The 15539-nt window shown below is 44.7% G+C and carries 14 protein-coding genes; 12 read left to right on the top strand and 2 right to left on the bottom strand.

All coding sequences use genetic code 11. The annotated features are described in order from the left end of the window. Positions 1–80 precede the first annotated feature (80 nt). The 7 genes from AC58QG_RS27490 (at position 81) to AC58QG_RS27520 (ending at position 5658) form a co-directional block, all read left to right on the top strand. A complete protein-coding gene (locus AC58QG_RS27490; RefSeq protein WP_497365271.1) occupies positions 81–581 on the top strand; it encodes a phosphatidylglycerophosphatase A family protein in 501 nt (166 codons plus the stop codon). Between the two features lie 262 nt (positions 582–843). Further along, positions 844–1032 (top strand): glutamate decarboxylase, encoded by a 189-nt coding sequence (locus AC58QG_RS27495; protein WP_497365272.1) that lies wholly within the window; start codon positions 844–846, stop codon positions 1030–1032. 66 nt (positions 1033–1098) lie between these two features. Next, entirely contained in the window at positions 1099–1965 is an 867-nt protein-coding gene (accD, locus tag AC58QG_RS27500; RefSeq protein ID WP_497365273.1) for an acetyl-CoA carboxylase, carboxyltransferase subunit beta, read from the top strand. Beyond that, complete coding sequence (locus AC58QG_RS27505; RefSeq protein WP_497365274.1) at positions 1955–2935, top strand: acetyl-CoA carboxylase carboxyltransferase subunit alpha; 981 nt, start codon at positions 1955–1957, stop codon at positions 2933–2935. Before accD ends, AC58QG_RS27505 begins: the two co-directional genes overlap by 11 nt. After that, a complete protein-coding gene (gene pyk / locus AC58QG_RS27510; RefSeq protein ID WP_497365275.1) occupies positions 2928–4682 on the top strand; it encodes a pyruvate kinase in 1755 nt (584 codons plus the stop codon). The genes AC58QG_RS27505 and pyk overlap by 8 nt, the downstream gene beginning before the upstream one ends. A gap of 135 nt (positions 4683–4817) precedes the next feature. Continuing rightward, positions 4818–5258, top strand: a complete 441-nt coding sequence (locus AC58QG_RS27515) for an acyl-CoA thioesterase (RefSeq protein WP_497365276.1) — start codon at positions 4818–4820, stop codon at positions 5256–5258. Positions 5259–5262: 4 nt separating this feature from the next. After that, positions 5263–5658 (top strand): FxsA family protein, encoded by a 396-nt coding sequence (locus AC58QG_RS27520; RefSeq protein WP_497365277.1) that lies wholly within the window; start codon positions 5263–5265, stop codon positions 5656–5658. Positions 5659–5691: 33 nt separating this feature from the next. Here AC58QG_RS27520 and ytvI read toward each other — a convergent pair whose 3' ends face one another. Further along, positions 5692–6828 (bottom strand): sporulation integral membrane protein YtvI, encoded by a 1137-nt coding sequence (gene ytvI / locus AC58QG_RS27525; protein WP_497365278.1) that lies wholly within the window; start codon positions 6826–6828, stop codon positions 5692–5694. A 186-nt stretch (positions 6829–7014) separates the two neighbouring features. On the opposite strand from ytvI, the gene AC58QG_RS27530 reads away from it, so the two are divergent. Next, on the top strand, positions 7015–9147 hold the full coding sequence (locus tag AC58QG_RS27530) for an RNA degradosome polyphosphate kinase (protein ID WP_497365279.1): 2133 nt from the start codon (positions 7015–7017) through the stop codon (positions 9145–9147). On the opposite strand, the gene AC58QG_RS27535 is transcribed toward AC58QG_RS27530, so the two are convergent. Next, positions 9113–10651, bottom strand: coding sequence for a Ppx/GppA phosphatase family protein (locus AC58QG_RS27535; protein WP_497365280.1), 1539 nt, complete (start codon positions 10649–10651; stop codon positions 9113–9115). The two genes, AC58QG_RS27530 and AC58QG_RS27535, sit on opposite strands and share 35 nt — an antisense overlap. A gap of 299 nt (positions 10652–10950) precedes the next feature. On the opposite strand from AC58QG_RS27535, the gene citZ reads away from it, so the two are divergent. From citZ to AC58QG_RS27555, 4 genes are all read left to right on the top strand, one after another. Next, positions 10951–12063: a citrate synthase gene (gene citZ, locus AC58QG_RS27540; RefSeq protein ID WP_497365281.1), complete on the top strand. Its 1113-nt coding sequence runs from the start codon at positions 10951–10953 to the stop codon at positions 12061–12063. Between the two features lie 153 nt (positions 12064–12216). After that, entirely contained in the window at positions 12217–13515 is a 1299-nt protein-coding gene (icd, locus tag AC58QG_RS27545; RefSeq protein WP_236286047.1) for an NADP-dependent isocitrate dehydrogenase, read from the top strand. A 50-nt stretch (positions 13516–13565) separates the two neighbouring features. Beyond that, positions 13566–14507, top strand: a complete 942-nt coding sequence (gene mdh, locus AC58QG_RS27550) for a malate dehydrogenase (protein WP_497365282.1) — start codon at positions 13566–13568, stop codon at positions 14505–14507. A 268-nt stretch (positions 14508–14775) separates the two neighbouring features. After that, positions 14776–15210 (top strand): hypothetical protein, encoded by a 435-nt coding sequence (locus AC58QG_RS27555; RefSeq protein ID WP_497365283.1) that lies wholly within the window; start codon positions 14776–14778, stop codon positions 15208–15210. Positions 15211–15539 lie beyond the last annotated feature (329 nt).

Raw genomic sequence — 15539 nt, forward strand, 5'->3', positions numbered from 1 at the left:
AAAAATAACTTCCTCCGCATATGAATAGGAACCCGACTTTTCTTTTTCATATAGGCATCCCATTGCTAGGAGGAGGATTTATGACCGAACAACACATGATCCAACTACTCCAGAAACGCGGCGTGTCCGTGGAGCAAGTTTCAGAAATCGTATATAAGCTGCAGAAGCCGTATAATGATCAACTTACAATTGAAGAATGTGCAGACAGTGTGATGGCAGTGCTTTCGAAGCGCGAAGTGCAATATACCCTCTATACAGGCATTGCACTAGATGAATTAGCAGAGAAGAAGCTGCTGCCTGAGCCGCTGCAATCGATTCTTGAGGTAGATGAACCACTTTATGGGGTAGACGAGACCCTGGCACTTGGGATTGTTCATGTATATGGAATGATTGGTTTAACCAGCTTTGGCTATTTAGATAAGGAAAAAATAGGGATTATTCGCGCATTGAACGATGACCGAAGTCGCGTGCACGTATTTCTAGATGACTTAGTTTGCGGTTTAGCCGCGGCAGCCTCAGCCAGAATCGCTCATCAGAATGAGCATGCGCCTGATTATAGCAGTAAACAACGTCTGGACTAAGCCAAAATAGTTCAGGCTTTACTTTAAATATAGAAATAATATGTTTCACGTGATAAATCTGCTATATTTCTAGATAAACGCTCACGTCCGAAGTGGACTGTGTAGTCGTTTATTTCGTTATATCGATGTGCTCTGTTGCGAGCAAAAGTGGAATTATGCTATCATTATTGCATTGTGTGTTCCTATGCGTATAAAGGATGTTCATATCGTCATTGCTTAGTTGCCTTAGTGGTTGTAGTTGCACGTCATAGGAGGTTTATTCATGTGGACGGTGATCTATATAGCTCCTACTGCGAAAATTGCAGAGCGGATTAAACACAGACTGACGGAAGAAGGTTTTCTGGTTCAGGTACGAGGCATCTCTTTATCCAAAAATCAGTTTGAAATTGTTGTTCCCGAAGGGGAACTGGAAGAAGTACAAGAAGTGCTCAATTCTATTTTACATAGATAGTTAAAGTAGAACTAAGAATCGTGGCTTGACAGGGAATATAGATCATAGCCAAGTAGAGGTGGAAATGTGCTAAAGGATTTATTTCAAAAGCGAAAATATGCAACGATTCCTTCCGAGAGAACGAAAAGGGAGATTCCTGAGGGTTTAATGAATAAATGTCCGAAGTGTGGCACGATTCAAACAAGCAAAGAGCTTGAGAAGAATCTAAAAGTGTGTACGTCTTGCGGTTATCATTATCGTTTAAGCGCATCCGAACGGATCCAACTTACGCTCGATGAAGGTCAATTTGTTGAATTTGATGCGAATATGATCTCAGAAGATCCATTGCAGTTTCCTGATTATGTCGAGAAATTGGACAAAGCCAAGAACGCAACGAAGCTTCAGGACGCAATTATGACGGGTCAAGGAACAATTGGCGGATATCCGGTTATCGTTGCTGCGATGAGCTTTGATTTTATGGGAGGCTCGCTAGGTTCCGTTGTCGGTGAGAAAATGACGAGAGCCGTCGAAATTGCGATTGAGAAAAAGCTTCCGATTCTCATTTATTCCACATCTGGTGGCGCACGTATGCAAGAAAGTATTCTTAGCCTTATGCAAATGGCCAAAACTAGCGCAGCATTGTCCAAGCTGAGCCAGGAAGGCGGATTATTCATATCGATTATTACAGATCCGACTTTTGGCGGCGTTTCGGCGAGCTTTGCGATGCTTGGCGATATTATTATTGCAGAACCGGCTGCTTCGTTTGGTTTTACGGGCCGCCGCGTTATCGAGCAAACCATTAAGCAGAAGCTTCCAGATAATTTCCAAACATCTGAATTCAATCTCGAGCATGGTCAGCTCGACAAGGTCGTCTGCCGCAAGGATATGAGACCGACGTTAATTAAGCTGCTCGACATGCACGGTACGAAGGAGGAGGCGACTTATGGCGGGTGAAATGCCGTTTGAACAGCCACTGGCGGAACTAAAAAGCAAAATTGCGGAACTGCGTAAATTTGGGGCAGAGAAGCAAATCGACTTTTCGGAGGAAATTCGCCGTTTGGAAGAAAGATACGTTCAACTAGAGGATGAACTTTATACAACGATGACGTCTGCGGAGAAAATGCAGCTGGCTCGCCATCCGCAAAGACCGACGACGATTGATTATATTCATACGATTTTCACGGATTTCATCGAGTTTCATGGTGATCGCTTATATGGCGATGATCTAGCTATTGTTGGTGGACTGGCGAAACTGAACGGGGTACCCGTGACAGTTGTGGGTCATCAAAAAGGGAAAGATACGAAGGACAATATCGCACGTAATTTCGGATGTCCGCATCCGGAAGGGTTCCGTAAAGCGCTGCGTTTGATGCGTCAAGCTAACAAATTTAAGCGTCCTATTGTGACATTTATTGATACCAAAGGGGCATTCCCTGGAAATGCTGCGGAAGAGCGCGGTCAAGGAGAAGCGATTGCCAGAAACTTGCTGGAAATGGCCTCTTTTCGTGTGCCGATCATCTGTATCGTCATCGGTGAAGGTGGCAGCGGCGGTGCTTTGGCGTTAGGACTAGGAAACAAGGTGTTAATGTTGGAGAATGCGATTTATTCGGTTATTAGTCCCGAAGGCGCGGCTTCGATTCTTTATAAAGATGCTTCTAAAGCATTACACGCAGCAGAAGCTATGAAAATTACGGCGGATCATATCCTTGAGCTAGGTGTCATCGATGGGATAATACCGGAGCCTAAGGGCGGTGCTCACCGGGATTTAGCCACACAAGCCGAACACATTAAATCAGCGATCTGGGAACAGCTTCAGCAACTGCTAAGTTTGAACGAACAGGAGCTGCTTGAGGACCGTTACCGGAAATTTAGAGATATCGGTCGGTTCACATTCAATCAGGAGGGTAACAGTAACCATGCGTAAAACGAAAATTGTCTGTACCATTGGACCAGCAAGCGAATCACAAGAAAATCTTAAAAAGCTTTTAGAAGCGGGCATGAACGTAGCTCGTCTTAACTTCTCCCACGGAGATTTTGAGGAGCACGGTGCACGTATTCGCAACCTTCGCGCTGCATCCGCTGAGACAGGCAAAGTAGCTGCTATTTTGCTTGATACCAAAGGACCTGAAATCCGTACAGGTAAGCTTAAAGAAGAACCAATTGAGCTTGTTCAGGACAAGCACATCATTTTGACAACTGAAGAAATTCTAGGGGATATAGACCGTATCTCAGTTACGTACTCAGACCTGCCGCGTGACGTTAAAGTCGGATCGACGATTCTAATCGATGACGGTTTGATCGGTCTTACGGTTGTTGATATTCGTGGAACAGAGATCGAGTGCCGTATCGTCAATGGCGGAACGATCAAAAGTAAAAAAGGTGTTAACGTACCAGGTGTGAAAATCAGCCTTCCAGGTATCACAGAAAAAGATGCGAATGATATCGTGTTCGGTATCGAACAAGGTGTAGACTTCATCGCAGCTTCTTTCGTGCGTAAAGCAAGTGATGTCATGGAAATTCGTGAATTGTTGGAGCGTCACAACGCTTCACATATCCAAATTATCAGTAAAATTGAAAACCAAGAAGGCGTTGACAACCTTGACGAAATTCTTGAAGTTTCCGATGGTTTGATGGTTGCTCGTGGAGATCTTGGTGTTGAGATTCCTGCTGAGGACGTTCCAGTTGTTCAAAAGCAAATGATCAAAAAATGTAACATTGTAGGTAAACCGGTTATTACAGCTACAATGATGCTGGATTCCATGCAACGTAACCCGCGTCCTACACGTGCAGAAGCAAGTGACGTAGCCAATGCGGTATTCGATGGAACAGATGCAGTGATGTTGTCCGGCGAGACAGCAGCTGGCAAATACCCAGTTGAATCCGTTGAAACGATGGCTCGTATTGCTGAGCGTGCAGAAGCGGCTTTGGAATATAAAGAAATTTTCCTTCGTCAAGCACAAGCGCAACAAGTGACAGTGACAGAAGCGATCTCGCAAGCGGTAGCGAACTCCGCATTGGAGCTAGGTGCCAAAGCGATTCTAACGGCAACAGAAAGTGGATACACAGCACGTATGGTATCCAAATACCGTCCGAAATCCCCGATTATTGCTGTAACACCAAGTGAGCAAGTGATTCGTCGTTTATCCCTAGTATGGGGCGTTATTCCAGTGATGGGCGTAGAAGCGAAAACGACAGATGAGCTATTCAACCTAGCAGTAGAAAGCTCCATCAAAACAGGTATCGTTTCACTTGGCGATATCGTTGTTATTACGGCAGGTGTGCCAGTTGGCCGCTCTGGAACAACGAACCTCATCAAGGTTCATCACGTTGGTGAGATGATTGCCAAAGGGACAGGCATCGGTATGCAAACAGCGACAGGTACTGTCGTAACGGCACGCACACCAGAAGAAGCTAACGCGAAAATGGTAGATGGAGCTGTGCTTGTAACAGTTTCAACGGATAAAGAGTACATGCCGGCTGTTCAAAGAGCATCTGCCTTGATTACCGAAGTGGGCGGCATTACTTCTCACGCGGCAGTCGTAGCACTTAGCCTTGGAATTCCAGTTATCGTAGGCGTGGAAAACGCAGTTGAATTAATTAAAGACGGTACAGAAGTTTCGATTTACCCAGAAGTAGGCGTTATCTACTCAGGTCAAGCGAGCGTTCTGTAAGTTAAGGGATAATAAGAAGAGTGAAGCGAGAGGGATCTTGCTTCACTCTTCTTTGCGTCTACGGCGCCAAATTCATGGCTCACGCACTACCTATGTTATAATGGAATCACCAAGTCATTGTGGGAGGATATTTTCATGAGTCAGGAACGGTGGTATCAACAACAGCTACGAGTACGGTATCAGGAAACGGATCAAATGGGGGTTGTGTACCATGCGAACTATTTGACCTGGTTTGAAATTGGACGTACCGAACTCATTCGATCCTTGGGGTATCCCTATAGTAAAATAGAGGAAAAGGGACTCTTGCTTCCCGTTACAGAAGCGGATCTCAAGTTCAAAAAGCCTGCTCGGTACGATGATCTTGTGGGAATTTATACACGTGTATCACAAACGAGCAGCGTTAGGCTGCAATTCGCTTATGAAATTCGCAGAATAAACGACGATCTCACCGAAGAATTGCTGGTGACCGGAACAACTGGTCATGTTTGGGTGAATCCTTCTTGGAGGCCAGTACGTATAGAGAAGGAAGCGCCAGAATTGTGGCAGCTCATTGCGAAGTATTCTGAAGGAGGCTAAACTTATGTTTCGTTGGATTCTTGCTATTTTTATTCTCGTGCCTGCAATCGAAATTACAATGTTGATTATGCTTGGACATCTAGTCGGAGGTTGGATGACCTTCCTGTTAATCATAGCGAGCGGCTTCTTGGGTGCGTATTTTGCTAAGCGCGAAGGGCGTAAGGTGATGGAATATGCGAAGTTTGAGTGGTCGCAAGGTCAGCTGCCAGCGCAGCAAATACTGGATGGCATCTGTATTTTCCTTGGAGGCATTTTGCTCATTACGCCAGGCTTCATAACGGATATTTTGGGGTTCCTGCTTGTCTTTCCTTACACAAGGCCGATATTCAAGGTACTACTGCTGGCCATTATTCGTAAGCAAATCGGAAAAGGTAACATGCACATTATCCATCGCAGATAAGTGTGATCGTAAACCAAAGGCTCGGTCATCCTCCTATTTCGGAGGTGCCGAGCCTTTGTGTATGTAAGATGCGATATCATGAAAGATTCTCGCTCGATAGAAGGCGGTGATAAGAATAAGCGACACGGGCCCAATGATAAGTCCTAATAGTCCGAATAGCTTTAAACCTACGAACATGGCGATAAGTGTAGCTAATGGATCTAGGCCGACTGAAGAGGCTAATACTTTGGGCTCCATAATTTGCCGTGCAATGACGATAACCCCATACAGAACACTAAGCCCAATGCCAAGCACGATATTACCTTGAGCAAAGAAAACATAGAGGATCCATGGTACCATGACCGCACCTGTTCCTAGATACGGCATCAAGTCAGCCAAGCCAGTTAATAAGCCGATGGTAATCGCGTAATCAACTCGGAGAATAAGTAAGCCGATGATCACCACGAGTGCTGTTAGAGAAACGAGAATCAGCTGAGCTCTTAGATAGCCGAACAACGCTTTCTGCAAATCCGTTCGAATTAACTTGGTCGTTTTGACGATCATGTCCGAGAAGATGCCTTTATAGCGTTTGATAAGCCCATACCAGTCCTTGCTGATAAAAAAGGTGGCCAGCATAACAATGATTGTGATCGTCGCAATATTAGGCAGCGAGGTCAGGAAAGCCTTGAGTGCTGCAAAGATATAGGTAATGACCAATTTACTAACGTCGGCAATAGAGCCCGCTGTGGACGAGAGATTAGTGTTAACCGTCTCCTGATATTTCGGATTATTTTCAAAAAATTCATTCACACGCTCAATCCATTGCTGGAAGGTGACAGAGTTAATAAACACATTAAATTCTTCTACCCATCGGTTGATTTGCAGTTGGATCGTATCCGCGAGTGAGCCTAGCTCAACAACTATATTGGCTACAAGTAACGTGATGATGGTCACCATCGCACCCAAGAATAAGAGCATCGATAACGTGACAGACAGCCATCGGGGCAGCTTTAATTTGAAATGAAAAAAATTAACAAGCGGATTGAGCATAAGTGCGATGACCCAACCAAAAATAAAGGGGTAAATTAGTGGGATGATATAGTAAAAGGCAAAGGCCACTACGAATAGTATGATCGCCACCCAAATGCCCCTGAAAATTTGGTGAACCAGTCGCGGATTTAGGATACCCATGGTAGGAATCACTCCTTGTAATAAGTCTTTTTTATTGTAACATGAACATGGATAAATACGGAAATATCATGATATTTACAAAATCTTAATATATTGAAATACAGGGAATTGGATTGTCGCCCCCCTAATACGCATAGTACAATGAAGATATTAGATCAATCAAAATGGGAAAATACTGGAGGATTTATGAGTATTGCGCGCGAACCAGAACTGAAGGATGTTAAAGAACTCAAAGAAGTCAAAGAGATTTCAACCAAGTACTTAAATCGTGATTTGAGCTGGATCGAGTTCAATTGGCGTGTGCTTGAGGAAGCGCAAGATGCGAGTACACCACTGCTAGAGCGTGTGAAATTTCTGTCGATCGTATCGAGCAACCTCGATGAATTCATGAGCGTTCGTGTCGCAGGACTCAAGGATCAAATTAAGGCTGGCTATACCAAGAAGGATTTTACCGGCTACACACCTGCAGGACTCATTAAACGTATTATGAAACGTACGGCGAAAATGGTGACAGAGCAGTACAAAACGTACCGTGAAGTAACGCGCCTTTTGATGAAGGAAGGCATTGTGTTCACCGAATATGAAGATCTGAATACGTCTCAGAAGAAAGCCATGGATGCCTATTACCACGATATTATTTTTCCCGTACTAACGCCGATGGCTGTCGATCAGAGCCGCCCGTTTCCACTTGTACATAATCAATCCTTATATTTGGCCGTGTTGCTTGTACGCGAGGGAGAGGATTTGGATGAAGAACCATACTTTGCCATTGTTCAAATTCCAAGTAATTTATCCCGCTGCATCCCAGTACCTACACGATCCAATAGCAAAAAGACTGAGTTTATTCTGCTTGAAGAGCTAATCGAGCATCATATTCAATCCCTTTTCAGTGGTTACATACCTATTTCTGTGCATGGCTTCCGAGTGACGCGAAATGCGGATTTAACGCTCAATGAAGAAGGAGCGGAGGATTTACTGGAAGAGATCGAAAAGGAGCTTAGACGCAGACGCTGGGGCTCTCCAGTGAGGTTGGAGGTCCAAGAAGGGATCCACCCTTACGCCTTAGCGCAATTGCAGGATGAGTTTGAAATAGAAGAACAAATATTTGAGATTGATGGACCGCTTGATATCACTTACTTTATGAAGCTAGCCAATTCCTTGAATGGGTTTGATAATCTTCGCTATCCACGCATTGTAGCCAAATATCCTGTTGAATTTGAGGATTCCGCGGATTCGGCCGACTTTTTCAATATTCTTAAAATGAAGGATGTACTCGTGCATCATCCGTACGAGACCTTTGACGCAGTGACGGACTTTATCGTCCATGCCGCTTATGATCCTCATGTATTGGCCATCAAGATGACGCTCTACAGGGCGAGTGGTAAATCACCAATCATTCAAGCGTTGGCAAGAGCGGCAGAATCAGGCAAGCAAGTGACGGTAGTTGTCGAGCTGAAAGCCAGGTTCGATGAAGAGCGGAATATTGCTTGGGCGAGAATGCTGGAGAAATCGGGCTGTCACGTGGTATACGGGCTAGTTGGACTCAAAACGCATGCCAAAATCACACTCGTCGTTCGTCAAGAGGAGCATACACTTCGTCGTTATGTACATGTCGGAACAGGCAACTACAATGATAGTACGGCACGGCTCTATACGGATGTTGGTTTGTTCACCTCCAACAGTGTCATCGGTGAAGATGCTTCTGCGCTTTTCAACGAAATTACGGGGTATTCAGCCCCTCATGATTGGCAATCCTTTGCCGTTGCGCCAACGGACCTGAAGGATAAGCTATTCGAGCTCATCGCTCGTGAAACAGAGCATGCTAGAGCAGGTCGGCCAGCTCAGATTATTGCAAAAATGAATTCGCTATCGAATCAAGAAATGGTGGATGCGTTATACGCGGCGTCACAGGCTGGCGTGAAGATTGAACTCATCATTCGTGGTGTTTGCTGCTTGCGGCCGGGAGTACCTGGTCTTAGTGAGAATATTACCGTTCGGAGTATTGTAGACCGATTTCTGGAGCATTCGCGGATCTACTATTTCGAAAATGGGGGCCATGTCGATGTCTACCTGTCTTCAGCAGATTGGATGACGCGGAATTTAACGCGGCGAATTGAGTTGATGTGTCCAGTTTTGGATCGTGAAATGAAGAAGATGATGATTCAAATTCTTAATGTGACACTCCATGATAATGTGAAAGCAAGAGAGCTGATGTCTAATGGGATGTACTCACGCATCAAAAATGAACTGACCCCATATCGGAGCCAGTTCGAGGCGATGCGGATTACTTCATGGAAGAAACTTCGGCTTGAATCGTAAGCTTTACTCCCCAGATTTTATCGAAGTCCTTGGTAAATGCGTTAAGCTCCTTAAGCTCCAAATAAGGGGTGTGTACACAAAGTAGACGGAGACGCATCGCTGTATCTCTGCGCAGGATGTTCAGTTCTTGAATCGGCTGGGTCTCGCTTACATCCAAGGCAATGGCAAGCTTTAGGATCGCACCCAGTTTGATGATTAAGGATACATCGGATTCCAGTAACAGGTCCTTGTACACAAGAACCTGCTGCTGGGTCCGATTTTTTGTTTTGAATGTTGCGATCAGAGACGCAATGACAATCTCCCGATGGCTTAGGCCGTCAATATGAGCTTCTTGGATCATATATTCCGTATGCTTAAGGTATTGGTAGAAATGCACGCTCACGCCAATACGGTACAATAGCGCAGCCGTGTGCAGCAACAGCCTGCCGCGTGCTTCGATATCTGAGGATGGTGCAAGCGCATCGTACAGCTGAATCGCAAAGGTATCGATATGACGGACATGTGTGACAGCCGCATTAGGGTGGAGCGTGAGCACATTCTGTATGCTCGCTTCCAATACATTGGCTTTAATGGGTTGCTTCGGATTATAGGTTTCAAAGAAAAGACCGTCGCGCAAGCCTGACCCACTGATGAGACAGGCTGAAGATTTAGCTGCTTCGAAGATCGTCTCTAAAATGAGTAGACCAGGCAGCATAATATCGGCTCGTTCTTTGGCGAGGCCCTCGATTTTCTTCCTTTTTTCTATGGGCAACGAGGATAAAAGAAGTGAAAATTCCTGAAGTTCACCAGGCTTCATGACGTAATTGTGCGCAAGCTGAAGAGGGTATTTATTTCTTTTGCGGCTCATTTTACCCAGTGTTCGAATTGTCCCGCCAAGTCCGACCATAGGAAGATCAGGTGAATGCGTTATCCAAGGTTGCGAAGCAATCGCCTCAAGCACCATTTTGCGTATATCAGTAATCTCTTGATCAGTCAGATTAGTACCCTTCATATAGTTCCGAGTGGTATTGACTGCACCGAAAGGAAAGGATACACTGTGGATCAATTCTCTATCCTTTAAAAAAGAGACCTCGGTACTTCCGCCACCGATATCAATGATCATGCCATCGCGTATATCCATGGAGTTAATGACGCCGAGATAGCCAAATCGAGCTTCCTCGTAACCACTCAATACCTCAATGCGGAGCCCGGTTTGCTCCTCTAGTACACGTACGATATCTGCAGTGTTAGCAGCGTTCCGAACGGCTGCTGTTGCGACGGCTCTAACAGTGGTGACAGCTTGAGACTGGCATAACATGGCATAATGAGTTAAGATAGGAACGATTGATATAATATCTTTGTTATGTAAAGTGCCATCATGACCCATTCGCTCACTAAGTCTAGCTGAATCTTTATGCTCACTAACTACGCGATATGCTCCTTGGGCACTTATTTCATAAATGACAAGTCGGATGGAGTTGGAACCGATATCGATGATGCCAATCCTAGTTGCATGGTTGCTCATAGTGTCGCTCCTTTTAAGCTCATTTCACGGATTCATTTGTTTCATTGTATCAAGCTCGCACTATGTCTACAAATTTTTCCGCGTACACTGCATAATTCGGGGAAATTAACAAAAACTTGTATCGTGCGTTCGGAACCTGTGTACGAAAAATGGTGTGAAAATTCCGCCAAAAAGAATTTCTATGGTAGTGATAATGAACTTCTATGACCCCTTTTGTTCACTTACCAAGTAAAATACTTTATTATTAAAAGAAGAAAACAGCAATATTATGCTAATAGAGTAGCTAAGGAGAGATTCCCATGTCTGCAACCAAAGGTTTAGAAGGAATTGTAGCCACAACCTCGTCGATCAGCTCCATTGTAGATGGTGTGCTTACGTATCGCGGGATTGATATTGATGACCTCGCAGAAAATGCGACTTTTGAAGAAGTTATTTATTTACTTTGGTTCGGCAAATTGCCTACTCAAGCTGAGCTTGAGAAATTGCAAAGCGACCTGAACGCATACAGCAAAGTACCAGACGCGGTAATTGATCTCATTCGTGCATTCCCGAAAGATGTGAATTCCATGGCTGCGCTTCGTACAGCAGTTTCTGCACTTGCTCTGTATGATGCCGAAGCGAATGATTCAAGTTCGGAATCCAATGTGCGTAAAGCCATCAAATTGCAAGCGCAAATCCCTGCTATTATCGCAGCTTTCGCTCGTATTCGTGAAGGCAAAGAGCCAGTAGCTTCCCCAGGATATTCTTCCGTAGCTGCTAACTTCTTGTTCCAACTTACAGGCAATGAGCCAGATAAAGTAGCTATCGAAGCGTTGGACAAAGCATTGGTACTTCATGCTGACCACGAGTTGAATGCATCCACGTTCGCAGCGCGTGTAACTGTTGCAACATTAACTGATATCTATTCCGGTATTACTTCCGCTATCGGCACGCTTAAAGGACCTCTTCACGGTGGTGCGAACGAAGCGGTTATGGTTATGCTTGAAGAGATTGGTACGGTTGAGAATGTTGTTCCTTACATTAACGGCAAATTAGAGCGCAAAGACAAAATCATGGGCTTTGGTCACCGCGTATACAAAAACGGCGATCCTCGTGCGAAGCACTTGCAAAAAATGTCTTATGAGCTTGGCAAATTGACTGGCAACTTGAAATGGTACGAAATGTCCATTAAAGCAGACGAGTTGGTAACAGGTCTTAAAGGCTTGAAACCAAACGTAGATTTCTACTCGGCATCCGTATATACGACGTTGGAAATCCCACGTGACTTGTTCACGCCGATCTTTGCGATCAGCCGTACTTCCGGTTGGGCAGCTCATATTCTTGAGCAGTACGAGAACAACCGCTTGATCCGTCCTCGCGCAGAGTACACAGGTCCAGTTAACCAAAAATATATCCCAATTAGCCAACGCTAGTTGTTCATGCTTTAAGCTCAAGGTGCGGGCGTTCGGTACCCAACCTCAGGTCATCTGGGGGAGTACTGTGACTCCCGGCACTTTTTGTGTGCCTAGTTATGCACATCATATAGAAGCAACCATTTTAGACAAATTTGAGGAGGAACTATTATCATGCCACAATTCGAAGCTTACGAACTTCCAACAGAAGGTCAAAAAATCACGATCGAGAACGGTGTACTTCAAGTACCTAACAATCCAATCATCCCTTTCATCGAGGGTGACGGTACAGGTCCTGACATCTGGGCAGCTTCCGTTCGTGTACTAGATGCAGCAGTTGAGAAAGCATACAAAGGCGAGAAGAAAATCGCTTGGTACGAAGTTTACGCTGGTGAGAAAGCATTCAACAAATTCAACAGCTGGTTGCCGAATGATACTTTGACAGCAATGAAAGAATATATCGTATCCATCAAAGGACCTCTAACTACACCAATCGGTGGCGGTATCCGTTCCCTGAACGTGGCACTTCGTCAAGAGCTTGATCTTTACGTATGTTCCCGTCCAGTTCGTTACTTCGATGGCGTTCCATCTCCAGTTAAACGTCCTGAGTTGGTTGACATGGTTATTTTCCGTGAAAACACAGAAGACATCTACGCTGGTATCGAGTGGGAAGCTGGTTCTGAAGCTGTTAAGAAAGTAATCTCCTTCTTGCAAAATGAAATGGGCGTTAACAAAATCCGTTTCCCAGAAACTTCAGGTATCGGTGTTAAACCAGTATCCTCCGAAGGTACAGAGCGTTTGGTTCGTGCTGCAATCGAGTACGCAATCAAACATGGCCGTAAAACATTAACATTGGTTCACAAAGGTAATATCATGAAGTTCACAGAAGGCGCGTTCAAAAACTGGGGTTATGAGTTGGCTGAGCGTGAATATGCTGATAAAACATTTACATGGGCACAATACGACCGTATCAAAGAAGCAGAAGGCGCAGAAGCTGCGAACAAAGCACAAAAAGACGCAGAAGCTGCTGGCAAAATCATCGTAAAAGATGCGATTGCTGACATCGCTCTTCAACAAGTATTGACGCGTCCTACTGATTTCGACGTAATCGCTACATTGAACCTGAACGGTGACTACCTGTCTGATGCACTAGCTGCACAAGTTGGCGGTATCGGTATCGCTCCAGGAGCTAACATCAACTACTTGACTGGTCACGCAATCTTCGAAGCAACTCACGGTACAGCTCCTAAATATGCTGGACTTGATGTTGTTAACCCAGGTTCCGTAATCCTTTCCGGCGTAATGTTGCTTGAGCACCTTGGTTGGTTGGAGGCTGCTGAGCTGATCTACAAAGGCTTGGAAACATCCATCAACAACAAAACTGTTACTTATGACTTTGCTCGTTTGATGGAAGGCGCGAAAGAAATTAAGTGCTCCGAGTTCGCAAACGAAATCATCAAAAACATGGCTTAATTTTTACCTATAGTTGAGTTAGACAAAAGATATAAGGAGGTATATTTTAAATGGCTATTCGTCGTAATAAAATTACCGTTGTTGGCGCGGGTTTCACAGGTGCTACTACTGCTCTAATGCTAGCTCAAAAAGAACTTGGTGATGTTGTTCTACTCGATATACCGCAATTAGAAAACCCGACTAAGGGGAAAGCACTTGACATGCTTGAAGCAGGTCCTGTGCAAGGCTTTGACGCTCAAATCACAGGTACATCCAGTTATGCGGATGCAGCTGGTTCCGACATTGTCATCATCACGGCAGGTATCGCTCGCAAGCCTGGGATGAGCCGCGACGATCTCGTTAACACCAATGCGGGTATCGTGAAATCCGTTTGTGAGAACGTGAAAGAAGTTGCTCCAGATTCCATCGTGATCATTTTGAGTAATCCTGTTGATGCCATGACTTACGTCGCTTACCAAGCACTTGGTTTCCCGAAAAATCGTGTCATTGGTCAATCCGGCGTTCTCGATACAGCCCGTTACTTAACGTTTATCTCGCAAGAGTTGAACGTATCCGTTGAGGATGTAAAAGGGGTTGTTATCGGCGGACACGGCGATGACATGGTACCACTCGTACGTTACACCTACGCTGGCGGTGTGCCAATTGAGAAGCTGATTCCAGCTGATCGCATTGAAGCCATCGTTCAACGTACGCGTACTGGCGGCGGCGAAATCGTGAACTTGCTTGGTAACGGTAGTGCATACTACGCACCAGCGGCTTCCCTTGTGCAGATGACAGAAGCAATCCTTAAAGATAAGAAGCGGATCATCCCGACAATCGCACTTCTTGAAGGCGAGTATGGGTATAATAACCTGTTCATGGGTGTTCTGACGGTACTTGGTGCTAACGGCATCGAGAAAATCATGGACATCGAATTGACTGAAGCAGAGAAAACTGCTTTGGACAAAACAGCGGAATCCGTACGCAATGTAATTAAAGTTGTAGCGGGTTAATCGTTGTAAAATGAAAGACCAACCTCCTAGGTTTTGGGAGGTTGGTCTTTTTTGTATCGATATGGAACGGCCTCCGAAAGATAGCTCCAATGTCGATGTTCAAGGGCGCTCCCTAGGAGATCTCGGGTTGTTTTCTGCGCATTTGGTCACATTTATATGGAGATATGGTGAATTTACTAATAATATGACATCGCTTTCTTGTTACGTCCATTCCGATTCTGTATACTACAAGAGAACGATTCTAATTAAAATTGCGGAGGTCGACTCAATGTACCAGGTTATGATTTTTTTACACGTAATTAGTGCTTTAATGCTTGGCTCTTATGTTGTTTTCCCTTTCATTGTGGGACGAGCTGCAAGCTTATCTGGAGCAGGACAAGAAAGCTTCATGGGATTGCTATCTACGATGAATCGTGTTGGTCAATTTTCTTTGATTGTTACCTTCCTTTCCGGTGGAGCGATGGTAAGTCAAATCGATCCTATGCCGTCTGCTTTGTGGATGGCGATAGCTGTCATTCTTCTAGTTATTGTTGGGGCAGTTACTGGCATGATCGGTGGTCGCATCAAAAAGTTGAAAGCCAACAGCGCAGCAGGGAAAAGTACTGCATCTGATGCTGCTAAAATCAAAACGTTCAGCTGGATCGCTTCTATTGCGGTTATCCTAGCTATTCTGATTATGACAAATCCACAAATTTTGTCGTAGTTGATAAAGATACACAAAGAACCTCTTATGTCGCATGGTTCATGCGGCGTAAGGGGTTCTTTGTTGATCGGGGGTAGATTCGTAAGCTAGCCAAATAGATGGAATTGGTACAGTTAATTTCCGAGGAAACCTTGGAATTATTGAAATAGATGGATTTTGTACAGCTAATCTTAGGCTAAACGGCAAAATGGACGTTTATCGACTAAATTAACTACATGAATGCACTTAGAATTAATAGTGGACGTCTCTTAGTGTAGAAGTAATAATAACCTTAACTATTAACTAAGAGGTGTCTGTCCATGAGCGAATCAAGACAACGATATAATGAG

Source organism: Paenibacillus sp. J22P169 (assembly GCF_059691995.1).